This is a genomic window from Acidovorax sp. SUPP2825 (assembly GCF_030158995.1).
In the GTDB taxonomy this organism is placed as follows: domain Bacteria; phylum Pseudomonadota; class Gammaproteobacteria; order Burkholderiales; family Burkholderiaceae_C; genus Paracidovorax.
In genome coordinates, this window is record NZ_BQXK01000022.1 from 1 (window position 1) to 22,922 (window position 22,922).

The following is a 22,922-nucleotide window of genomic DNA, read 5'->3' on the forward strand; positions in this document are numbered from 1 at the left end:
GGGCCTGCAAGGCCCCTCATGCACCCAGGCGCAGACCGCTGCTGGGCCTCATCACGCTCAAACGGCTACTGGCGCCCACTCCTCCCTATTCGGATTCGTCAAACATGGGGTTGTGAGAGGCTCCCTAACATCTGGGGCATTCCTATGGTTTACGATATTCCGAATTTACCCCTAATAACCTCAAGTGCGCAAACAGAGAATGACAAGTGGACCCAACAGTATTGGGATCAATTGACCGCCAAGAGAAGTTTTGCACAAACTGTTGTCAAAGCGCCAAAGGGCTGGAGTGCCGGACTGCGGGTTGACGAAGAAGCAGGGCAAACCAGCTTTGTTTGGACTTTAGGGTTGAAAGACACGGACTCCCATGGAATAGAGCCAGGACACTCGCAGAGTGGATTTACGGTATCCAGGGCCGAGTTACCCGGCGTGGCACGCACCTATCTGCAGGGACGCATTGCCGAGCCTTGGGGATTGGATGGACTGCCAGATACTCCATTTTGGACAGCGAAGGTTGATGAAATCGAAGAACTGGACTACCTGCTGGTGCCTGTTCTAGCCCCCATCATTCCCATCCCTAATCCGTACAACGCCGGCGAACTGGCGCGGCGCCTCAAAGCGCATGTACAAACTTGGCCAAAATACGGCCATGCGCGTGCCGACACGCTGGCCCGACTCAACCGCCAGTTCGATGTCTTGATTCCCGCACTGGAAATGAAAAACCAGCCCACCGCGCGCGCGGCCGTCGCAGCGATGCGCAAGGAATGCACCGATCACCATCGCGATCTGGTGGATGCCAAGGCCGGCGAAGACGATGACACGCAAGTTTCGGTGGCGTTGCCGCGCACACCCGCACAACGCAGCGCGACGCCCGCTCCGGCGCTCGACCGCCTAGCGGCCAGGGCACTGATGTTCGATCTGCGCTACCTCCTGGATCGGATGGATACGGTCCGTTGATGCCCCACTGCGGATTCTGCGCAACACCCGCATCGGAACGGCCGCCAGCACAATGAAAACGCCGGCATTTAGCTATCAAAACAATAGCATTCGTCACCCGGGAGACAAAGGCGCGCCCAGGCCCCGCCCAGAATCGCCGGCATGGGAACCCTCTACCTCGTGCGCCATGGCCAGGCCTCGTTTGGCGCGGATGACTACGACCAGCTGAGCCCGCGCGGTCGCGAGCAGGCGGTGCGCCTGGGCGAGTACTGGCGGGCCCGCAACGTGCGCTTCGATGCGGTGATCACCGGCACGCTGCGCCGCCACGTGCAGACGCTGGAGGGCATCGCCGAGGGCCTGCAGATCACGCCGCAGCCACTGGCCCTGCCTGCCCTGAACGAGTACGACAGCGCGGCGCTCATCGCCGCCATCCATCCCCACCCGCTGCCCCGGCCCGACACGCCCGAGCTGTACCGGCACCACTTCCGGCTGCTGTGCGATGCGCTGGCGCAGTGGATGGGCGGCACCATCAGCCCAGCGGGCATGCCCAGCTGGGTGGCGTTTTCCAGCGGCATCCGCGCGGCGCTGGAGCACGTGCGCCGCCATCACGTGGGCCACCACGTGCTGCTGGTGTCCAGCGGCGGGCCGATCTCCACCGCCGTGGGCGAGGTGCTCAGCACGCCGCCCGAGGTGACGATCGCGCTCAACATGCGCATCCGCAACAGCGCGGTGACCGAGTTCAGCATCGCCCCCAAGCGGCTCATGATGCAGACGTTCAACACGCTGCCGCACCTGGACGCCGAAGAGCACGCGAGCTGGGTGACCCACGCATGAGCGCGGACTGAGCGGGCGCATCGGCAACCTGGGCCGCCAGCCTGTCCAGGAATGGAGGCAAACGACCCACGCCGACACGCGCCACTTCGGATGCGCTGACGCGCTTTCGCGCTTCACGGCGCTCGCAACCCCTTTGCCAGCGATTCTGGTGCATTGTTCTTGGTGACACCATGCCCACTCGCGCGCTTACTGCAAAACCGCCCATTCCCCAACCCTTGCCTGCCCGGCAGCACCAGCCCGCCAACGCCATGGCATGCCGCCCTTCGGTGTCATCGTCACACGGCTGGCCGCTCGGACTGCGCTCCATGCGGGAGGCCAGGGAGCACGCCGGGCACAAGCCCAACCCGGAGCGCCACGCCGAACTGACGCCGTTGGCGATCGTCGATGCGGAGGAGGCTGGCTCCAATCTCCTGGCCGCCGTGAAGTACATGACCGATCCATTGCACGGGGCATCCGAGAAAGCCGTGGAACTGGGAACGGAGGGCGTGAACGGCGAGCAAGGGGGAGAAACCTCCGCCGAGGGCGCGGAAGCGGGCACGTCCGCCAGCGGAGCGGAAGGGCACCATGCCCAGGACCCGTCCCAGGCTGCTCCGCAGCAGGGCGCGGACGCCGGCAGCCGCCATGGCGCCAGCGCGGGTACGGAAGATGTGGCCTCCCACGCCGATGCGCTGCACAAGCTGGCCGAAGAAGGCACGCCCAGTGGCGTGAGCGACCTTGCGACCACCCTCGGACTGGGCGCGGCCATGCTGCCGCTGTCGGCGTTGGCGATACACACCGGCTACCGTGAATTGCGCGAGGTGGCCGAGCAGCGCACGCTCCTCGAACAACAAAAGGATGCGCTGCAGCACCAGCGCGACAGCCTGCCCGCCGCGGCGCAATCCGGCCCCGCGCAGGCGGCGGTTCAAGCCCAGACGCTTGCGCTGGACCAGACCATCGACGACGTGGCCCACCAGCAGCTCATCAACCGGCACGACGGCCGCGTCGCGGGTGCATCCGTCACTTCGGCCAGTTTGATCTTCGCCAAAACTGCGGTGGAGACCTCGGTGCAGGCGGGCCTGTCGATCGCTTCGGGCCATGCCAATGCCGCCAATCTGGTCGCTCACAGCGCCAGTGCCGCCGGCGCGGCATCGGCCGCCACGGTCGCCGGCACCTTCGTCCTCGGGCCGGCTGCCAGCGTGATGGCAACGGTGCTGGGCGGGGTCTTCCTGCACCAGTCGCACGTGGAAAAGAAGCGCTTTCGCGCCGACTTCAAGCGCGTCAGCGCTTTTCTGGACGGCGTGGGCGCCGAGGGGCTGGGCCACGAAACGAAGCAATACCATGATTTCCTGAAAACCAAGTTCGACCAGCGCAACCGCTTCGTGAACGGGTTCAACAACTGGAACAAGGGATTCGTGGTCGGCGGCGTGACCTACACCGCCAGCACCGCGGCCAAGGTGGGCGTCGGCATCGCGGCGGTGGCGGGCGCCAGCGCCGTGGCTGGCCCCGTCGGCCTTGGCCTGCTGATCAGCGCCGGGCTGCTGGGCGCTGTGACGATGGGCGTCGGCTCGCACCAGTTCGTGCTCACCCACGGCAAGGTCAAGCGATATCGAAACTACGATCGCGAGGACGCGGCGGGCATCGACAGGGCCTTCCTTGCCATGGCGGACCTGCTGCCGGCAGCAGCCCACGGGGGACCAGCGGCGCTCGCGCAAACGCCACCGGTGCAGGAGGGAGCCACTCCATCCTCCCAGGCGGATTCGGACGCTGAATCCCCAAGCGAAACTTCGTCGTATGCGTCGGCGCTCTCGCGAACGCTATCGGAGCCAGACGACACCGCTCCGTCCCTGCCCGCGGATTCGGACATCGATTCCCGATCGGACATCTCGTCATACGCCTCGGCGCTGCCGGGAACGCCATCGGAGCTGGATGAAACAGAGGCATCCATCCACGCGGAGGAGGGCATCGAATCCGCGTCGGAGATTTCGGCGCATGCCCCACCGCCGACGGCGCAGCATGCCGGCCCCGTGCCTGCGGAACCCCAGGGATTCGTGCTGCGCAGCGCCCTCTACCAGGCCACCGATGGCCACGAGCGCGCATTGGGCGGGTTTCTCAGGCAAGCGGCAGAGAGCCTGCAAAAGCGCTACAAGGACAGGGGCCGATCCACCGACCAGGCCCCTCCCGCGGCGCCCGCGCACAAGCGTTCCGTGCAGCGCGAGGCCCGGGCCGTCCTGCGCGGTGGGCTGGCCTACGGCAAGTCGCTGCTGACCGGCCACAAGCCGCGTGAAGCGCGTGACCAGGCCCGCCAGGCGCACGCGAGCAAGACAGGCCGCCTCACCGAGACCGTGCTGGCGCAGTGGCTGGACTCTCCGCAATCGAGGCCAATGCAGGTGGATTACATGCGGACGGCGATCGATCTGCAAAAGAGATACCTGGAAACCAAGCTGGCTGCCCGCGAATCGCTGCGGGACCTGGAGGACCTGCTGGCCGGCCCCGACGCAAGCCTTGTGCCGCCTGCGTCCGCGGAATCCCCGGAAACGCCGGCATCACTTTCCGCCAAGCTCCGCAGGGCCCGCGCCGCCGATCAGGCCCAATTGCAAATGCTGCAGTCGCTCCACGGTGATCTTCAGATGAATTTGATCGATGGCCCTTCTGCCCCGCTGCTGCTGCAGTCCGTCAGGCAGCACTTCCTGGTGGCCCAGACCGGCACGGCGCACAGCCCGGAACACACCGCCCGACCTTTCGCACACTACTGCATGAAGCAAGCGCAAACACAGGCCACGGCAGTGCGCGGCACCCTGCTCGCCACGGAAATGCAGGCGGCACGCGTTCGTGAACGCGAGCAGCAATTGCGCGCCGGGGAAGTGGCACCGGCGTGATCGGGAGGGGGGAGGAACCGGATCGAACCGCTCCATGCGACGCCCCCCACCGACGGACCGGTGGCGCTCAGGCGGGCGCCACGCCCGCCGCTGCGATCAGCACCTCGCGCAGCGCCTGCCGGCCCTCGCGTGTCGCCAGGCCGATGCCCACCGCCAGCGCCTCGCCCTCGGCCAGCGCCCGGTAGATCACGCCGGGCCGCCGCAGCGCGGTGAACGACCGGGGCAGCAGCGCCATGCCGCGCCCGCTGGCCACCTCCGCCAGCAGGACATGGTGGTCCGCCGGCTCCCGCAGCTTCGGTGCGGCGAACCCATGGCGCGAAAACACCTGCTGGCAGTGGTCGTAAAACGCGGGCTGGCGCGCGCGCTCGAACCAAAAGAGCCCCTCGCTCGCCAGGTCGGCGAGGCGAACCGACCTGCGCCGGGCCAGCGGGTGGGACGACGGCATCGCCACGACCATGGGCAGGCGATCCAGTTCCTGCACGTCGAGCCCGGGGGCCTGCGTCGGCAGCGCGACGAAGGCGGCATCCAGTTTGCCAGCGCCCAGTTGCCGCACCAGCTTCGGCGAGGCATCGGACACCACCGACACCGTGGTGCCCGGCTGCGCCACCTGCACCCGCTGCGCCAGCCCGCGGAACCAGGCCGGCTCGACCGCGCTGGTCAGGCCCAGGCGCAGCGTGGCCGGCATGCCCTGGGCCGCCACCGCCGCTTGCGCATCGCGCAGCAACTGGCCGACGCGGCGCGCGTAGGGCAGCAGCCGGCGCCCGGCCTCGGTTAGCGCCACGCCCTGGGTGGTGCGGTCGAAGAGCCGCGTTCCCAGCCGCTCCTCCAGCTCGCGGATGGCCCGGCTCAGCGGCGGCTGGGACAGGTGCAGGGTTTCGGCCGCCTGCCGGAAGCTGAGGGCGTCCGCCACCGCCAGAAAGAGCGCGAGGGAGCGGGAATCGAGAAGGTTTTGCATACCAAAAAGGTATCACGAATCGGGTCATTCCCTGGCTGAACGACCCTCCCTAGAGTGGCGACTTCCATCCACTTTTCGAGAACCGCCATGACCCGTTATCTCCCTGATTTTTTCGCCATCCAGAACTGCGCGCAGCAGCGCCAGGGCGGCGCCCGATGAGCGCCGGGCGCTACGAACGGGGCCGCCGCATGCTGGCCGCCGTGGACGGCCCTGCCGGCCTGGCGGTGGTCGAAGCGCTGGCCCAGTCGTTTCCGGACTTCGCGCGCTACCTGCTGGAGTTTCCGTTCGGCGACATCTATGCCCGCGAAGGGCTGGGCCTGCGCGAGCGCGAGCTGGCCACCGTGGCGGCGCTGTGCGCCCTCGGCCATGCGCTGCCGCAGTTGAAGGTGCATGTGCACGCCGCGCTGCACGTGGGCTGCCAGCCCCAGGAAATCGTGGAGGTGGTGATGCAGATGGCGGTATACGCGGGCTTTCCGGCCGCGCTCAACGGGCTGTCCGTCGTGCGCGAGGTGTTCGAGGAATCGGGCATCGCACTGCCGCTGGCGTGATCGCCAGCGCTTCGTCAGTCCCCGCCCCCGGGCCGGTCCACCACGGTATCGAGCGGCAGCGCGTGCAGCTCGCCCAGCAACTGCACCAGCGCCGCTGCCGCGGCCTGCACCACCGCCCGGCCTTTTTCGGCCGTCGCGCCGGCCGCATTGCCCACCGCGCCGGCCGGGTGGTAGTCCTGCATGGCCCAGCCCATCTTGGCGCTCTTGCCGTTGCCCAGGAGGGCGTAGCGCTCCGCCCGGTCCTGCGAGGTGGAGCGCCAGTGCTGCGCCTGCGCCATGTGCACGGTGCCGGGGGCGAGGTGCAGCATCATCGACGTCTCGATCTCGCCGCCGTGGATGCCGAAGCGGTGCTCCTCGGCGCTGAATTGCGCGCTCACGGCCTCGGGCAGCGGCAGGCTGAACCAGCTGGCGCTGTACACCAGCAGGCCGCAGTGTTGGCGCAGCTCGCGCGCCACGATGTCCATCACGCTCACCTGGCCGCCGTGGCCGTTGAGCAGCAGCAGCTTCTTCACGCCCGCGCGGGCCACGCATTCGCCCAGTTCGGTCCACAGCGCGATGAGCGTGGCGGGCTTGAGCGTGAGGGTGCCGGCATAGGCCGTGTGCTCGGTGCTCAGGCCCACGTTCTGCGGCGGCAGGAACAGCGCCGGCACCTCGGCCGGCAGTTGCGGCAGCGCGGCATCGATCACGCCCTGCAGCAGGGCCGCGTCCACGCTCAGCGGCAGGTGGGGGCCATGCTGCTCGATGGCCGCCACCGGCAGCACGGCGACGGTTTGCGCCGCCCGGCCCGAGGCCTGCGCCTGCGCGAAATCGCGGGCGGACCATTCGGCCCAGAAGCGGGAAGGCGGGACCGGGGGAGCGGTGCGGGGTGAGGTCATGGGCGGTTCAGAAGGTGGCCTGCGGCAATTCGTTGCGGGTGAACACGAGCGAGACCTTGGCTTCCGGCGGGATCGCGGGCAGCGCTGCATCCCACGCCTGCCACGCGGCGCGCAACTCGGCCAGGCGCGCGGGCTCGCGATCGCGCAGGTTGGCGCGCTCGCGCGGATCGGCCACCACGTCGAACAGGTATTCCACGCCGTCCACCTGCAGGTACTTGTGGCGGCCGCGCACCAGCGCGCGCTGCTCGCGGTGCTTCATGCGCCAGCACAGGTCGCGCTCCGGGTTCCACGCGGGGTCGTCGAACAGCGGCAGCAGGCTGGTGCCGTCCAGCGGGTAGTCGGGGTGGGCGCCCACGCCGGCCGCGTCGAGGAAGGTGGCGGTCCAGTCCATGGTGAGGCTGGGCGTGTCGCTCACGCGGCCCGGGGCGATGCGGGCGGGCCAGCGCGCCAGCAGCGGCACGCGGATGCCGCCCTCCAGCAGGTCCATCTTCTGGCCCACGAACGGCCAGTTGTTGGAATAGCGCTCGCCGCCGTTGTCGCTGGTGAAGACGATCAGGGTGTTTTCGGCCAGGCCCTTTTCCTGCAGCGCATCCAGCACCCAGCCGATGCCTTCGTCCATGTGGTGGACCATGCGCTGGTAGGTTTCCAGGCTGCCGCCGTCGATGTGCTTGCCGAAACCGGCGAGCCGCTGCGATTCGGCGCGGTCGTCCCGCGTGAGCCAGGGCCAGTGGGGCGCGCTGTAGTGCAGGCTCAGCAGAAAGGGGCGGTCCGCCGTCTGGTCGCGCACGAAGTCCACCGCCCGGCGGCTGAGCAGGTCGGTGAGGTAGCCGTCTTCGGTGTGCTCGGTTTCGTTGACCCAGAAGTCCGGGCGGCCGCGCGGGTCGCAATGCGCGAAGTAGTCCGAGCCGCCGGCATGGAAGCCGTAGAACGTGTCGTAGCCGGACATGCGCGGGCCGAAGTGCGGCGGGTAGCCCAGGTGCCACTTGCCCACCAGGGCGGTGGCGTAGCCCGCGTCGCGCAGCAGCGAAGGCAGCGTGGGGTGGTTGGGTGACAGGCCCAGCACCTTGTCGCCGTGCACGCTGGCCAGCGGCTCCTCGGCCGCGCCGCGCAGGCGGTACTGCCAGCGCCCCGTGGCCAGTGCGAACCGCGTGGGCGAGCACACGGCCGAATTCGAGTAGCCCCGCGTGCATCGCAGGCCTTCAGCCGCCAGCGCGTCCAGGCGCGGTGAGACATCCACGGGCACGCTGTAGGCATCGCGGGCGCCGGTGCAGCCCAGGTCGGCATAGCCCAGGTCGTCGGCAAGGATGAAGATCAGATTGGGACGGGAGGACGTCATGGACCGGTCGCAGTAAGGGGATTGGCGCGAAATTGAGGCGGCGCAAACCAGCATGGGACTCTCGATTGTCGCCGCCTGCCCGGCACCTGAACCCTCGTCCGCTCGCCATCCGCGCACCGGCAGGCTGGTTTGTGTCCTACAGATCGATTACATCAGAGGATTAAAAATTACACATTGACACACATCCATCCCGCCGGCCAAATCGGCATTCGACTCTCGCGAAAAGGCTGCATCCATGAACTTCTTCCAACGCATGAAACTGGGTACCTTGCTGGGCTCGGGCTTTGCTCTCGTGATCGCCATCGGCTTCCTGGTGGCCGCCTTCGGACGGGTACAGCTCGATCACATCGGTGGCAACATCAAGCTGCTGTCGCATGAACGCATTGCCAACCTGCTGGTGCTTCAGGAGATGAAGGACGGCATCAACACGGTGGCCCGGGCCGCACGCAATATCGCGCTGCTGGAAGACATTCCGCAGATGGCCGATGAAAAACGCCGCATCGACAAGGCCCAGGCACGCAATGCCGAACTGCTCAGCCAACTGAACCAGCGCATGACCAGCCCCGAGGCGAAAGCCCTGGTTGCCCAGATCGGGCAGGCGCGGCCGGCCTATGTGGAGGCCCTGAACAAGGCCGTCGACCTGGGCTTGGCCAACCAGAACGATCAGGCACGCGAGCAGTTGCTCGGTCCGGTGCGCCCTGTGCAAGCCGCCTATTTCAAGGCGCTGGACGACCTGGTCGACTACCAGAAGGCCGCCACCGTGCGCACGGCCGACGAGTCCGAGAAGGCCGCGGTCGCCGCAGGCACGCTGATGCTCGCGCTGGCCGCCCTCGCGGCCGCCGCCGGCGCCATGGTGGCCTGGGCCATCACCCGCCAGATCAAGGGGCAGTTGGGCGGCGAGCCGGCCTATGCCTCCGAAGTCGCGCAGCAAGTGGCCAACGGCAACCTGGCGGTCGGCGTGCAGTTGCGCCAGGGCGACACCCACAGCGTGCTGGCGGCCATGAATGCCATGCGCACCAGCCTGAGCGGCATCGTGAGCCAGGTGCGCGAAAGCAGCGAATCCATCGCGACCGGCGCCGGGCAGATCGCCACCGGCAACGCCGACCTGAGCCAGCGCACCGAAGAGCAGGCTTCCAACCTGCAGCAGACGGCGGCATCAATGGAAGAGATGAACTCCACCGTCAAGCAGAACGCCGACACCGTGCGCACCGCCTCGCAACTGGCGAGCTCGGCCAGCGCCACGGCCTCCAAGGGCGGCGAGGTGGTGGGCAACGTGGTGCGCACCATGGAAGACATCACCGCCAGCTCGCGCCGCATCAGCGACATCATCGGCGTGATCGACTCCATCGCCTTCCAGACCAACATCCTGGCGCTGAACGCCGCGGTGGAAGCCGCCCGCGCAGGTGAGCAGGGCCGCGGCTTCGCCGTGGTGGCCAGCGAGGTGCGCAGCCTGGCGGGCCGCTCCGCCGATGCCGCCAAGGAGATCAAGGCGCTGATCGGCCAGAGCGTGCAGACCGTGGAGCAGGGCTCGGCGCTGGTGAGCGAAGCCGGCGCCACCATGAACGAGATCGTCGATCAGGCCCGCCGGGTGGCCGACCTGATCGGCGAGATCGGCGCCGCCACGCGCGAGCAGGAGCAAGGCATTTCGCAGGTGAGCGATGCGGTGAACCAGCTCGATCAAGTGACGCAGCAGAACGCCGCGCTGGTGGAGGAATCCGCCGCAGCCGCCGACAGCCTGAACCACCAGGCCACCCGCCTGGTGGAGATCGTGAGCGTCTTCCAGCTCGAAGAGTCGGCCTCCAGCGCCGTCATCCGCCGCGCGCAGGCGCAAAGCCGGACGGCGCCGGTGTCGACGCCCTCGCTGGCCTCGGCGCCTGCCCCGGCCACCAAGGCCCCACGCGCCATGCCCGCCCCTGCGCGGAAACTGCAGGCCTCGCCCGCCAAGGCCCCGTTGGCGGCCGCGCCCGCCAAAGCCGCCAAGCAGCCAGCGATGGCGGGCACGGGCGCGGACGACTGGGAAACCTTCTGACGCCACCGCCCCCTGCGCCACCGGACGCCGCCCCACGCCCCTCCGGCCGTGGGGCTTTTTTTTGGGTGGCCCGCGCGGCGCCTAGAACCGCCAGCCGAGCGAGGCCGACACGCTGCGGCCATCCCCCGGCGAATAGCCCGACGAGCCGCTGTCGTACCACGCATAGACGTAGCGGCGGTGGGTGGCGTTCTTCACCTGCACCGACACGTTCATCGCGGGCGTGAGGCGCCAGGTGGCGCCGAGGTTCAGCAGCGCGTAGCGGCCGGCGCGGCCCTGCGTGTTGGTGCGGTCCAGAAAGTAGTCGCCCTGCGCGCTGGCCGAGGCGCTCAGCTCCCATTGCTCGCTGGCGCGGTAGGTGATGCCGGCGGTCGCCAGGTGATGCGGCACGTTCTCGACCTCGCGGCCTGCCGTGGCGGGCGCGCTCGGGTCGGGCGTGGTGATGCGTGCCACCTGGCGCGAATAGGCAAGCCAGCCGGTCCAGCGGGCGTGCAGTTGCGCGTTGAGCTGCAGGTCGTAGCCCTTGCGCAGCGTGCGGCCCACGTTGCCGAGGCCACCAGGATCGGGCAGGCCGTCCACCCCCAACACGCGCGCCACCTCGCCCGAGGCGCGCTGGCGCCACAGCGCCGCGCGCGCCTCCAGCCAGGGCAGCGGGCGGAACTTGGCACCCACCTCCCAGCCGTCGTTGATCGAGGGATCGAGGTTGCGCGACTGCGTGCGGTAGGCATCGATGCCCGTGCCGATCTGGAAGGTGCGACCCCAGTTGCCGTACACGCTGGTGTCGGGCGTGAGCGCATAGGCCATGCTGAGCTTGGGCTGGCGGATGGTGCCGTAGTCGTGCACGGGCGCGTTGGTGCCCGCGAGCCCGTCGGAAAAATGCCCGCCGATGCGGTCGACCCGCAGCGCGGGCACGATTTTCAGCGCCGCCACGGGCCGCACCACCGCCTGCAGGTACGCGCCGCGCGTGTCCAGGTCGAAGTTCCAGTCGCGAAACGTCGAGGTCCGCACGCGCTCGATGGTGCGGTAGCGCTGCGCGGCGTTGCTCTGCCACTGGGCATCGACACCGCCTTCGAGCGTGAACTCGTGCGCCCAGTCCACCCGCGGGCGCCAGGTGAGCGACGTCAGGGCGCCCCGGTGCGTCTCGTCGTTGTCGCGCTCCTGCTGCACGGCGGCCTGCGAAAAGCGCACCCAGCGCTGGTTCTCGTAATGATTGCCATAGGCCTTGGCGGACCAGGAGAGGCGGTCGGCCAGTTCGCCGTCGATGTGCAGGGCGAGCTGGCCGGTCTCGCGCTCGCTGCGGTCGGCGCCGGCGTAGGCGGGGGACGAGCGCGGCGCGGCCTCGGCCTGCTCGCGCGTGAGGTAGCCCGATTCGAGCGCGCGGTTGCGGTAGTAGCGGGCGGTCAGGCCCGTGCGCCAGCGCCCGTCGTCGCTGGTGTAGAACCATTTGCCCGACAGCGCGCGCTGCGTGCCGTCGGCGTGCGCCCGGTAGCCGTCCGACTCGCGCCAGGCCAGCGTGTAGTTCTGGCTCCAGTTGCCGCTCTCGATGCCCTTGGCCACCTGCACCTCGCGCGTGCCGAAGCTGCCGACCGTGGCGATGGCGCGGCCCTCGTTGCCGCCCGTGCGCGTGACCACGTTGGCATTGCCCGCGATGTTGTGCAGCCCGTAGCGCGGGTCGTTGGTGCCGCGCACGACCTCGATGGCCTCGATGTCGATGGGAAAGACCGCATCGAGGTAGGGCATGCCGCCCGCGTTGTCGTTGGAAGGAATGCCGTCGATCAGCAGCTTGACGGCATTCACGCGGCCCTCGCCGTTGAAGCCGCGCATCGAAAAGCGCCCGGCATCGGTGCCCTGGCGGAACGGCGTGACCTGCACGCCCGGCGCGCGCGCGAACAACTCCCAGGCGTGGTCCACATGCGGGTCCTGCAGCACGCCGGCGCCCAGGATGTCGACCGAGCTGAACACGTTGCGCACGGGCAGCGGGCCCGCGCTGGCGGCCTGCACCTGCACGGTACCGAGCGTGAGGGCGGCATCGGCCGTGGGTTCGGCCGCAGTGCCGGGTGCGGGTTGCGCATGGGCCGCGAGGGCCGTGGCGGTGGCCAGCGCAAGGGTGTGGCGCGCAGCGCCCGAGGAAAAGGAAAGTCGTTTCATGGCCATCGTCCGTGGGCCCTCTCCCGCATCGGCCGGTGCGCGGCGATGCAGGGCAAGGGCGAAGAAAACCGAAGGGCTGCGCCCAGGCGCTCGCCCACGCGCCGCCCCGGGCCCAGCCCGGGGTGCGGCGCACGATTCAAGGCATCACGAAACGAACGGCGGCCCGCGTGCGGGCAGCGGCGCGCCCACCAGGGCGGCGATGCGCGCGGCCGCCACGGGCTGAACGGCATGGGCCAGCGGCTGCGGCGGCGCGGCGCGCACCCGGAGCGCCGGCGGCGGGGCGCCGCCCGGCAGGCACAGCGCGCAGTCGAGCGTGTGCAGGCCCCCGGCATCGGGCGCAGTGCCATCGTCCTGCGCCACGAGCTGGAACACGCCCGCGGCACTGCACACCACCATCAGCGACTGCGGATGCACCAGGGGCGACACCGCGGCCACGCCCAGCGCCAAAGCGAACCACGCCAGCACCCAGCGGGCGGTGAGGAAGGGCGTGCGCAGCGCATTCATGGGCGGGGGGATTATCGGCGCCGGGGCCAAGCGCGCATGGCGGCCCGACCATCAAAGAAAACCGCGCGGCGTCACGGCAGGGCCACCCAGCCGGGATGGCCGGGCACCGCGGCCTCTTCGGCCACCAGGGCCGCGCAGCACTGCGCCACGTGATCGACCAGCGCCCGCACGCGCGCCGGCACGAACCGGTGGCTGGGCAGCACGGCGTGCAGGGCATAGCGCTGCCCCCGCCAGTCGGGCAGCAGCGCGACCAGGGCGCCCGAGCGCAGGCTGGTGCGCACGTCGATCGCCGACTTGTAGACGATGCCGCCGCCCGCCATCGCCCATTCATGCGCAATGGAGCCGTCGTCCACGCTGCGCTCGCCCTCCACGGCCACCGAGACCGCCTCGCCATCGGACGCCCGCTCGAAGTGCCAGCGCACCTCCCGCCGGCCGGCGATGTGCAGGGTGAGGCAGTCGTGCCCCACCAGTTCGGCGGGGTGCCGGGGCACGCCCCGCCGCGCCAGGTAGGCCGGTGCGGCGCAGGCCACGCGCCGGGTGATGCACAGCGGCCGGGCGATCAGTTGCGAGTCGGCCAGCGCGCCGTAACGCAAGGCCACGTCCACCGCATCGCGGCGCACGTCCTGCACCCGGTCGCTGACCGACAAGGCCAGGTGCACACCCGGGTGCTGCTGCAGGAAGCCGTCGAACCACTGCAGCAGCAGGCTGCGCGACAGGTCCGACGGTGCGGCCACGCGCACGGTGCCGCGCAGCGCGCCGGCCTCCGAGGCCGCCTGGCTCGCGCCCTCCTCCAGCAACTCGAGCGCCCGCGCCGCGTAGTCCAGCAGGGTCTGACCCTGGTCGGTGAGCCGCATGGCGCGGGTGGAGCGCTCGAACAGGCGCGCGCCCACCTGCGCCTCCAGCCGCTTGAGCATGGCGCTGGCCGCCGCGGGCGTGATTTCCAGCACCCGCGCCGCGGCGGTGAGGCTGCCGCCCCGGGCGGTTTCCACCAGCACGCGCAGGTCGGAGATATTTTCAAATTTCATTTGAAAGAGATAGAGATTCAACCCGGCTTATCAAATTCATTTTGCCAACCTACAGTGCATCCATCGCTGTTTTCCCATTTCTTTTCATAGAAAGCCGCCCATGAAAGCCATCGGCTACCACGCCCCCCATGCCATCGACCACCCCGAAGCCCTGGTGGACCTGGACCTTCCCGAGCCGATCCCCGGCGAGCACGATCTGCTGGTGCGCGTTCACGCTGTGTCGGTGAACCCGGTGGACACCAAGGTGCGCGCCAGTGCGGCACCCGAAGGCGGTGCGGCCAAGGTGCTGGGCTGGGACGCCGTGGGCACCGTGCAGGCGCTGGGCAGCGCAGTGCAGGGCTTCGCCGTGGGCGACCGGGTGTACTACGCCGGCGCCATCGACCGCCCCGGTTCCAACGCCGAACTGCACACGGTGGATGCGCGCATCGCCGCCCATGCGCCCGCCACGCTGTCCGATGCGCAGGCCGCCGCCATGCCGCTGACCGCCATCACGGCCTGGGAAATCCTGTTCGACCGGCTGCGCATTCCGGCCGGGGATGGCGCGGCAGCAGGGCAGTCGCTGCTGGTGGTGGGCGGCGCGGGTGGCGTGGGCTCGATCCTGATCCAGCTCGCGCGCCAGTTGACCGGCCTGCGCGTGATCGCCACCGCCTCACGCCCCGAGACGCGCCAGTGGTGCCTGGACATGGGCGCGCACGACGTGATCGACCACCACCAGCCGCTCGCCCCGCAACTGGCCGCGCTGGGCGTGCCGCAGGTGGACCATGTGGCCGCCCTCACCCACACGCCGGCCTACATGGCGCAATACGTGGACTGCATGCGGCCCCAGGGGCAGATCGCCGTGATCGACGACATGCCCTCGCTGGACGTGATGCCGCTCAAGCGCAAGAGCATTTCGCTGCACTGGGAAATGATGTTCACCCGCTCGCTGTTCGGCACGCCCGACGTGCACCGCCAGGGCGAGCTGCTGGCCGAAGTGGCGCGCCTGCTGGACGCCGGTCGCCTGCGCAGCACCTTCACCACCGACGGCGGGCGCATCGACGCGGCCCACCTGCGCCAGGCGCATGCGCTGGTGGAAAGCGGCCGCGCCATCGGCAAGGTCGTGCTGCAGGGGTTCTGATGGCGGGTGCCGGCATCGGCCGACAGCCGGGCCACCCGGGCGGCTGGCACCATGCCGCATGCCAAAGCCCCCCACGCGCGATCTGACCCAAGGCCCCATCGGCCGCACGCTGCTGGTGTTCGCACTGCCCATCCTCGCGGGCAATGTGCTGCAGTCCCTCAACGGCTCCATCAACGCCATCTGGGTGGGGCGCTATTTGGGGGAGGCGGCGCTCACGGCCACGGCGAATGCCAACAACATCCTTTTCCTGCTGATCGGTGCCGTGTTCGGCGTGGGCATGGCGGCCACCATCCTCGTGGCGCAGGCCATCGGCGCCAGGAACCTGGCGCAGGCCCAGCGCGTGATGGGCACCAGCGCCACGTTTTTCGGGGGCACCTCGGTGCTCATCGCGCTGGTGGGGCTGCCGCTGTCGCGCGAGATCCTCGGCTGGATGGGCACGCCAGCCGACGCATTGCCGCTGGCCGAGACCTATCTGCGCACGCTGTTCCTGGCGATTCCGCTGCTGTACCTGTTCGCGTTCGTGTCGGCGGTGCTGCGCGGCGCGGGTGACACACGCACGCCGTTCCTGTTCCTGCTGCTGGTGGTGGTGCTGGACACGGCGCTGAACCCGCTGCTCATCTTCGGCCTGGGGCCGCTGCCGCGCATGGGGATCGCCGGCTCGGCCATGGCCACGCTGGTGGCCAATGCCCTGAGCTTCGCGGCACTGCTGGCCTGGCTGCGCTACCGGCGCCATCCGCTGTGGATCGGCCGGGCGCAGTGGCGCCTGTTCGTGCCCGACCCCGCCATCCTGCGGGCGCTGGTGGTCAAGGGCATTCCGATGGGCGTGCAGATGGTGATGATCTCGCTGGCCATGCTCATGGTGATGGGCATGGTCAACGCCCAGGGCGTGGTCACGGCCTCGGCGTATGGCGCGGCGCTGCAGCTGTGGACCTACGTGCAGATGCCGGCCATGGCCATCGGCGCCGCGTGCTCGTCGATGGCGGCGCAGAACGTGGGGGCCGGCCGCTGGGACCGGGTGGACGGCGTGGCGCGCAGCGGCACGCTGTTCAACTTTTTGCTCACGGGCGCGCTGATCGCGCCGCTCATCCTGCTGGACCGCATGGCGCTGTCGCTCTTTTTGCCCGAGGGCAGCGCCTCGCTGGAAGCCGCCCGGCACCTGAACCACATCGCGGTGGGGTCGTTCCTGTTCTTCGGCGTGACCTTCGTGCTATCGGGCGTGGTGCGGGCCACGGGCGCGGTGGTACCGCCGCTCGTCATCCTCGGGCTGGCACTCTGGGGCATCCGCCTGCCCATCGCGTACGGACTGCAGCCGGTGCTGGGCGCGGATGCGATCTGGTGGAGCTTTCCGGCCAGCGCGCTGTGCGCCATGCTGATGTCCATCGCCTACTACCGGTTCGGCCGCTGGCGCCAGGCGCGCATGCTGCCGCCCGGCGAATCGGTGGCCACGCCCGCCGAGGTGGGCGGCCTTCCGCCCGCACCGGTGTGCACGCCGGCGCACGCCACGCCCACGGCGCGCCGCACGGAGGGCGCTCCCGCAGGCGCCGCCGTTACCATCGGGCCATGACGACCGACGACCGCTCCGCCCCTGCGACCACCCCCACCCCCACGCTGGCCACGCAAGACCTCTTCCGCGAAGACGCCTACCTGCGCGAATGCCAGGCCACCGTGGTGGCGGTGCAGCCGGACGGCGGCATCGTGCTGGACCGCACCGTGTTCTACCCGCTCGGGGGCGGCCAGGCCGGCGACAGCGGCGTGCTGCTGCGGGCGGACGGCAGCACCGTCGCCATTGCCGACACGCGCAAGGGCAAGGATGCCGAAGGCCGGCCCACGGCCGCCATCGTGCACGTGCCGGCACCGGGCGAGCCCACGCCCTGGACGGTGGGCGAGGCCGTCACCGCGCGCATCGACTGGGAGCGCCGCCACCGGCTGATGCGCTTTCACACCACCACCCACCTGCTGTGCCACCTGGTGGCGCAGCCCGTGAACGGCTGCTCGATCACCCCCGACTACGCGCGGCTCGATTTCCACATGGACGGCGCGCTGGACAAGGACGCCCTGACCGCCGGCATCGCGCGCCTGGTGGCCGAAGGCCATGCCATCACCCTGGGCACCGTCACCGATGCGGAACTGGACGCCAATCCCGCCCTGGTCAAGAGCATGAGCGTGCAGCCGCCGCGCGGCACGGGCCAGGTGCGCACCGTGCGCGTGGGCGGCACCGGCGAGGCGGGCGCGCCGCAGATCGACCTGCAGCCCTGCGGCGGCACGCACGTGGCGCACACCGGCGAGATCGGCGCCGTGGTCGTGACCAAGATCGAGAAGAAAGGCGCCCTGTCGCGCCGTGTGGTGCTCGGCTTCGCTGCCTGACACCGGCCCAGGAACCAAACCCCGGGCTGCGGCTCCCACCCTGCGACATGTCACACCGCCTGCTCCAGCGCTTGCTGCCCGCTCTTTTTTTGATAGCTGCCGGCGCTTTCCACATCGGCGCCGGGGCCCAATCGGGCCCCAAGACCACCGGTGCCGGCAGCGGCAGCAGCACCGTCACCACCCCCCATGTGCAAGCCGAGCTGGTGGCCCACGCGCCCGAGGGTGTGGCGCCGGGCAAGCCGCTCTGGCTGGGCCTGTCGATCACGCACCAGCCCGAGTGGCATACCTACTGGATGAATTCGGGCGATTCGGGCCTGCCCACGCAGTTGGAGTGGCAGGTGCCCGCCGGCATCGAGGCCGGCGACATCGCCTGGCCCGTGCCGCGCAAGATCCCCATCGGCAACCTGGCCAACTACGGCTACGAGGGCAGGGTGCTGCTGCCGGTGCCCATGGCCGTCTCCGATGCGTTCGCGCCCGGCCCGCTGGCGCGCACCGCCACCTTCCAGCTGCGCGCCTCGTGGCTGGTGTGCCGCAAGGAATGCATCCCCGAAGAAGGCGACTTCACGCTGCAGCTGCCGATCCGCAGCACCACGGCGCTGAGCGCCGGGGCCTTCGATGCCGCGCAGCAGGCGCACCCCCAGCCGCTGCCGGCGCCCGCTGCCGGCGCCCCGGCCAGCAGCGCGCGCGTGGACGGCGATGCCATCGCCCTCACCGTGGCCGGGCTGCCCGCCGCGCTGCGCGGCAAGGCACTGGAGTTCTTTCCCGAAACCACCGGCGTGATCGAAACCGCGGCCGACTGGACGCAGGCTTGGCAGGGCGACGTGTGGACGGCGCGCGTGCCGTTGTCGCCACAGCGCAGCGCCAGCCCCACACCCATGCCCGTGGTGCTGGCCCATGCCGGCCAGGGCTGGCGGGCCGAACTGCCCCTCACGGGCGGCTGGCCACCGCTCGCGGCGATGGCCGGCGTCTCGCCCGCACTGGATGCGGCCTTGCGCGCCAACGCGGCCCAGGGCGGCGGCGCACCGGCCGCGCCCACCGTCACCGCGGCGCCGCTGGGCACCCTGCTGGCGGCGCTGGCGGGCGCGCTGCTGGGCGGGCTCATCCTCAACCTCATGCCCTGCGTGTTCCCGGTGCTGGCGATCAAGGTGGTGGGCTTTGCCCAGCATGCGAACCACCGCCGCGCCCACCGCATCGGCGGGCTGGCGTACACGGCGGGCGTGGTGCTGTCGTTCATGGCGCTGGGCGCGCTCATGCTCGCGCTGCGCGCCGCGGGCGAGGCCGTGGGCTGGGGCTTTCAGCTGCAGTCGCCCGGCGTGGTGGCCCTACTGGCGGCGCTGTTCACCGTGATCGGGCTGAATCTGGCGGGCGTGTTCGAGTTCGGGCGCTTCCTGCCCAGTTCGGTGGCCAGCCTGCAGGCCCGCCACCCGGCGGTGGATGCCTTCCTGACCGGCGTGCTGGCCGTGGCCGTGGCCTCGCCCTGCACTGCGCCGTTCATGGGCGCCTCGCTCGGCCTCACGGCCACCTTGCCGGCCGCGCAGGCGCTGGCGGTGTTCGGCGCACTCGGCCTGGGGCTGGCGCTGCCGTACCTGGCCGCCAGTTGGGTGCCCGCAGTGGCGCGCGCCCTGCCCCGCCCTGGCGCCTGGATGGACACGCTGCGCCGGTTCATGGCGTTCCCGATGTTCGCCACCGTGGTGTGGCTGGTGTGGGTGCTGGGCCAGCAAAGCGGCATCGACGGCGCGGCGGCCCTGCTGGCGCTGCTGGTCACGCTCAGCATGGCGGTCTGGGCGCTCACGCTCGCCGGGCGCACCCGCTGGGCGATCGCTCCTATTTCAATAGCACTCCTGGCATATTTGACTATGGCATGGGCACCAAAAGTGCTTGAAATCGCGCCGGCTTCGGCCGCAGCGGTGCCCTCTGCCAGCGGCTGGCGCCCCTGGCAGCCCGGCCTGCCCGAGGAACTGGTGGCCAAGGGCCAGCCCGTGTTCGTGGACTACACCGCCGCCTGGTGCGTGACCTGCCAGTACAACAAGAAAACCACTCTGGCCCACGAGGACGTGCTGAAGGACTTCGCCGCCAAGAACGTGGCCCTGCTGCGCGCCGACTGGACGCGCCGCGATCCCGCCATCACCGCCGCGCTGGCGCAACTGGGGCGCAGCGGCGTGCCGGTGTACGTGCTGCAGGCGCCGGGCCGGTCACCCGTGGTGCTGTCGGAAATCCTGGGCGTGCAGGAAGTGCGCGCGGCCATCGCCGGCCTGTAAGCGCCTGGTCCAGCAGGCGCCCCATCGCCCTGCCGGCACGGGGGTTTTGGGTGGCGACGCGCTGGAGGCTCGGTGACACTGGGCCGCCCCGGGGGCCCCGGCCCCGTTCGTTCTTTCGACAGGAGAAATGCCATGCTTCGACGGACCCTCTTCGCCTGCCTTTTCCTCGCCACGGGCGCTGCACAGGCGGCGGCCACGGTGGGCCAGCCCGCGCCCGACTTCGCACTGAAGGACGCCACCGGCAAGACCGTGCGGCTGTCGGACTTCAAGGGCAAGCACGTGGTGCTGGAGTGGACCAACCCGGGTTGCCCCTTCGTGCGCAAGCACTACGACAGCGGCAACCTGCCGGCCACGCAAAAGGGCGCGGTGGACCAGGGGGTGGTGTGGCTGTCGGTGAACTCCACCGAGAAGGCCAGCAGCGACTACCTGGCCCCCGCGCAACTGGCCGCCTGGTTCACCGAGCGCAAGGCGGTGCCCACCGCCCTGCTGCTGGACGAGGAAGGCACGGCCGGCCATGCCTATGGCGCGCGCACCACGCCGCACCTGTACATCGTCGATCCCAAGGGCACGCTGGTGTATGCGGGCGGCATCGACAGCATTCCTTCGGCCCGCCCGGCCGACATCCCGAAGGCCACGAACTACGTGAAGGCCGGCCTGGCCGACGCCCTGGCGGGCAAGCCGATCGCAGTGCCCACCACGCAGCCCTACGGCTGCTCGATCAAATACAAATCGCCGGCATAAGCCGGCGACGGGGCCGGCGACGGGTCTGCCATCCGCCGGCAATGGGCATGGCAGCACGGCCCCGGGCGGGCCGCGTGCCGTGGTGCGCTCAGACCACCAGCGCGGTCGCAGCGCCCACGCCGCACAGCGCGGTCAAGCCCGCGAGCAGCCCCACATCGCGGCGCTCGTTGCCCGCGTGCCAGCCGAGGAACGTGGTGATGACCAGGGTCGCCAGCAGGCACAGCAAAATCAATTCGATCATGGACATGGCAGGGCTCTCCTCGGGGGCTCAACGGGGGTCGTGGGGCAAGGCGGGCGTTTCGCGGGGCTGGCCGCGCGAGGTCCACAGCGAGGCGGCGACCGAGCCGGCGATCAGGCCCGCGGTGACCAGCAGCGCATAGCCGATCGGGATCTTGTACAGGTCGATCAGCAGCATCTTCGCGCCGATGAACACCAGCACCAGGGCCAGGCCATAGGCCAGCAGGTGGAAGCGGCTCGCCAGGTCGGCCAGCAGGAAGTACAGCGCCCGCAACCCCAGGATGGCGAAGATGTTGGCGGTCAGCACGATGAACGGGTCGTTCGTGATGGCGAAGATCGCGGGAATGCTGTCCACCGCGAAGATGATGTCGGTCGTGCCGATCAGCACCAGCACCACGAAGAGCGGCGTGTAGTGCTTGACGCCGCCGATCATCGTCGTGAGCTTCTCGCCGTCGAACGTGTCGGCGATGCGCATGCGGCCCCGCAGGAACTTCAGCACCGGGTTGGTGGCGATGTCGGGCTCCTTGCCCGCGGCCAGCCACATCTTCACGCCGGTGATGACGAGGAAGGCGCCGAACACGTACAGCAGCCAGTGGAACGTGGCCAGAAGCCAGGCACCGGCCAGGATCAGCACGGTGCGCAGCACGATGGCACCGATGATGCCGACGATCAGCGCACGCTTTTGGTATTCCGCCGGGACGGCGAAGTAGCTGAACAGCATCAGGAACACGAAGATGTTGTCCACCGACAGGCTTTTTTCCACCAGGTAGCCGGTGATGAACTGCATCGACACCGTGTTGGCCACCTCCCGGCCTTGCGAGCCGTTGAGGTACCACCACAGAATGCCGACGAACACGAAGGCCAGCGAGAACCAGAGCACGCTCCAGCCCACGGCCTCCTTGGTGGTCACCTTGTGCGCTCCCTGGCGCTCCATGACCAGCAGGTCGATCCCGATCGCGACGACCACGAAGACGGCAAAACCCGCCCACATCCACCAGGTTCCAATGGTTTCCATGGCTTTAGCCTCCGATCAATTGAAAGCCGTGCGGCGACGGCGGTTGGGGGAACGCCGAAGGCGGCGCAAGGAAAACGGGCTGCAGGTGGTTCATGGCTTGTTAGAAAAGTAATGGAGGAGAACGAACCGGACTGTGGGGCCGCCGCAGCCAGAAAAGAAGATGCCTTCCCGGTACCATTGCTTCGGTTTTTCCGAACCATTCCATTTTCCCCACCGCCCGCCCCGCCATGAGCCAGAGCTTCAACTACCGCCACCTGTACTACTTCTGGGTGGTCGCCAAGGAAGGCGGCGTGGCCCGGGCGGCCGAACGGCTGGACATGGCGGTACAAACCATCAGCGCCCAGGTGCGCTCCCTGGAAAAGGACCTGGGCGTGGCCCTGCTGCGCAGCGAAGGGCGCAACCTCGTGCTGACCGATGCCGGCGTGGCGGCCCTGCACGAGGCCGACCACATCTTCGCCCTGGGCGAGCAGTTGCCCCTGCGCGTGCGCGAGGCCACCAGCGGGCAGGCGGTGCGGCTGAACCTGGGCATCTCCGACGGCATCGCCAAGCTGGCCGTGCACCGGCTGCTCACCCCCGTGCTGGACGAGCCCCACCTGCGCCTGCTGTGCCACGACGGTGAATTCCAGCCCCTGCTGGCCGAACTGGCGCTGCACAAGCTCGATGCGGTGCTGGCCGACCGCTCCGCCCCGCCCAACGCCGCCCTGCGCACCACCAGCCAGTTGCTGGGCACCAGCGCCATCGGCTGGTATGCGCCGCCGCTGTGGGCCCGCGCCGCCTCGCAGAACTTTCCGCACAGCCTGGCCGTGGTGCCGGTGATCCTGCCCACGGCCCACGCCGCGCTGCGCGCGCGCATCGACCACTGGCTGGAGCGAGAGCGCATCCGCCCCCGGCTGGCCGGGGAGTTCGAGGACAGCGCCCTGCTCAGCACCTTCGCCGCCGCCGGCATGGGCGTGATGCCGGCGCCCCTGCTGCTGGGCGAGCACCTGCAGCGCACCTACGGGCTGGAGCCGGTGGGCACCACGGCGGACGTGCACGAGCACTTTCACCTGATCTACAGCGCGCGCAAGGTGATCCACCCCCTGGTCACCCGGCTGGCCGAGGCCGGCGCGGCAGGGCTGCTGGGGGATGCGGCCACGGATTGAAAGGGATGA

19 protein-coding genes are annotated in these 22,922 nt (G+C 69.7%); 11 read left to right on the top strand and 8 right to left on the bottom strand.

Going from position 1 to position 22,922, the window contains the following annotated elements:
- Positions 1-144: 144 nt before the first annotated feature.
- The 3 genes from AVAK2825_RS21120 to AVAK2825_RS21130 all read left to right on the top strand — a co-directional run bounded on the left by AVAK2825_RS21120 (position 145) and on the right by AVAK2825_RS21130 (position 4,622).
- Positions 145-954 carry a hypothetical protein gene (locus AVAK2825_RS21120; RefSeq protein WP_284402429.1) on the top strand — a complete coding sequence of 270 codons (810 nt, stop codon included), beginning with the start codon at positions 145-147 and terminating at the stop codon, positions 952-954.
- Positions 955-1,095: 141 nt separating this feature from the next.
- On the top strand, positions 1,096-1,767 hold the full coding sequence (locus AVAK2825_RS21125) for a histidine phosphatase family protein (RefSeq protein ID WP_284402430.1): 672 nt from the start codon (positions 1,096-1,098) through the stop codon (positions 1,765-1,767).
- 170 nt (positions 1,768-1,937) lie between these two features.
- Positions 1,938-4,622, top strand: coding sequence for a hypothetical protein (locus AVAK2825_RS21130; protein WP_284402431.1), 2,685 nt, complete (start codon positions 1,938-1,940; stop codon positions 4,620-4,622).
- 67 nt (positions 4,623-4,689) lie between these two features.
- Here AVAK2825_RS21130 and AVAK2825_RS21135 read toward each other — a convergent pair whose 3' ends face one another.
- Entirely contained in the window at positions 4,690-5,577 is an 888-nt protein-coding gene (locus AVAK2825_RS21135) for a LysR family transcriptional regulator (RefSeq protein WP_284402432.1), read from the bottom strand.
- A 155-nt stretch (positions 5,578-5,732) separates the two neighbouring features.
- Between AVAK2825_RS21135 and AVAK2825_RS21140 the strand changes: the two genes are divergently transcribed.
- Positions 5,733-6,125, top strand: coding sequence for a carboxymuconolactone decarboxylase family protein (locus AVAK2825_RS21140; protein WP_284402433.1), 393 nt, complete (start codon positions 5,733-5,735; stop codon positions 6,123-6,125).
- 14 nt (positions 6,126-6,139) lie between these two features.
- Here the strand turns inward: AVAK2825_RS21140 and AVAK2825_RS21145 are convergent, their stop codons facing one another.
- Together AVAK2825_RS21145 and AVAK2825_RS21150 are read right to left on the bottom strand one after the other, a co-directional pair.
- A complete protein-coding gene (locus AVAK2825_RS21145; RefSeq protein WP_284402434.1) occupies positions 6,140-7,000 on the bottom strand; it encodes a creatininase family protein in 861 nt (286 codons plus the stop codon).
- A gap of 7 nt (positions 7,001-7,007) precedes the next feature.
- Positions 7,008-8,336, bottom strand: coding sequence for a sulfatase family protein (locus tag AVAK2825_RS21150; RefSeq protein WP_284402435.1), 1,329 nt, complete (start codon positions 8,334-8,336; stop codon positions 7,008-7,010).
- Positions 8,337-8,571: 235 nt separating this feature from the next.
- Between AVAK2825_RS21150 and AVAK2825_RS21155 the strand changes: the two genes are divergently transcribed.
- On the top strand, positions 8,572-10,365 hold the full coding sequence (locus tag AVAK2825_RS21155) for a methyl-accepting chemotaxis protein (RefSeq protein ID WP_284402436.1): 1,794 nt from the start codon (positions 8,572-8,574) through the stop codon (positions 10,363-10,365).
- A gap of 81 nt (positions 10,366-10,446) precedes the next feature.
- Here AVAK2825_RS21155 and AVAK2825_RS21160 read toward each other — a convergent pair whose 3' ends face one another.
- The 3 genes from AVAK2825_RS21160 to AVAK2825_RS21170 form a co-directional block, all read right to left on the bottom strand.
- Positions 10,447-12,516, bottom strand: coding sequence for a TonB-dependent receptor (locus tag AVAK2825_RS21160; protein ID WP_502870579.1), 2,070 nt, complete (start codon positions 12,514-12,516; stop codon positions 10,447-10,449).
- A gap of 138 nt (positions 12,517-12,654) precedes the next feature.
- Positions 12,655-13,014: a DUF2946 domain-containing protein gene (locus AVAK2825_RS21165; protein ID WP_284402438.1), complete on the bottom strand. Its 360-nt coding sequence runs from the start codon at positions 13,012-13,014 to the stop codon at positions 12,655-12,657.
- Between the two features lie 71 nt (positions 13,015-13,085).
- Positions 13,086-14,039: a LysR family transcriptional regulator gene (locus AVAK2825_RS21170; RefSeq protein ID WP_284402440.1), complete on the bottom strand. Its 954-nt coding sequence runs from the start codon at positions 14,037-14,039 to the stop codon at positions 13,086-13,088.
- 100 nt (positions 14,040-14,139) lie between these two features.
- On the opposite strand from AVAK2825_RS21170, the gene AVAK2825_RS21175 reads away from it, so the two are divergent.
- From AVAK2825_RS21175 to AVAK2825_RS21195, 5 genes are all read left to right on the top strand, one after another.
- Positions 14,140-15,156, top strand: a complete 1,017-nt coding sequence (locus tag AVAK2825_RS21175; protein ID WP_284402441.1) for a zinc-binding alcohol dehydrogenase family protein — start codon at positions 14,140-14,142, stop codon at positions 15,154-15,156.
- Positions 15,157-15,214: 58 nt separating this feature from the next.
- Positions 15,215-16,720: an MATE family efflux transporter gene (locus AVAK2825_RS21180; protein ID WP_284402442.1), complete on the top strand. Its 1,506-nt coding sequence runs from the start codon at positions 15,215-15,217 to the stop codon at positions 16,718-16,720.
- A complete protein-coding gene (locus AVAK2825_RS21185) occupies positions 16,717-17,520 on the top strand; it encodes an alanyl-tRNA editing protein (protein WP_284402444.1) in 804 nt (267 codons plus the stop codon). The genes AVAK2825_RS21180 and AVAK2825_RS21185 overlap by 4 nt, the downstream gene beginning before the upstream one ends.
- 47 nt (positions 17,521-17,567) lie before the next feature.
- Positions 17,568-19,778 carry a protein-disulfide reductase DsbD family protein gene (locus AVAK2825_RS21190; protein ID WP_284402445.1) on the top strand — a complete coding sequence of 737 codons (2,211 nt, stop codon included), beginning with the start codon at positions 17,568-17,570 and terminating at the stop codon, positions 19,776-19,778.
- A gap of 132 nt (positions 19,779-19,910) precedes the next feature.
- Positions 19,911-20,519, top strand: a complete 609-nt coding sequence (locus AVAK2825_RS21195; protein WP_284402446.1) for a thioredoxin family protein — start codon at positions 19,911-19,913, stop codon at positions 20,517-20,519.
- A gap of 88 nt (positions 20,520-20,607) precedes the next feature.
- Here AVAK2825_RS21195 and AVAK2825_RS21200 read toward each other — a convergent pair whose 3' ends face one another.
- Together AVAK2825_RS21200 and AVAK2825_RS21205 are read right to left on the bottom strand one after the other, a co-directional pair.
- Positions 20,608-20,766 carry a hypothetical protein gene (locus AVAK2825_RS21200; RefSeq protein ID WP_272566856.1) on the bottom strand — a complete coding sequence of 53 codons (159 nt, stop codon included), beginning with the start codon at positions 20,764-20,766 and terminating at the stop codon, positions 20,608-20,610.
- 21 nt (positions 20,767-20,787) lie between these two features.
- Positions 20,788-21,771: a TerC family protein gene (locus tag AVAK2825_RS21205; protein WP_284402447.1), complete on the bottom strand. Its 984-nt coding sequence runs from the start codon at positions 21,769-21,771 to the stop codon at positions 20,788-20,790.
- 227 nt (positions 21,772-21,998) lie between these two features.
- Between AVAK2825_RS21205 and AVAK2825_RS21210 the strand changes: the two genes are divergently transcribed.
- On the top strand, positions 21,999-22,913 hold the full coding sequence (locus AVAK2825_RS21210) for a LysR family transcriptional regulator (RefSeq protein ID WP_284402448.1): 915 nt from the start codon (positions 21,999-22,001) through the stop codon (positions 22,911-22,913).
- Positions 22,914-22,922 lie beyond the last annotated feature (9 nt).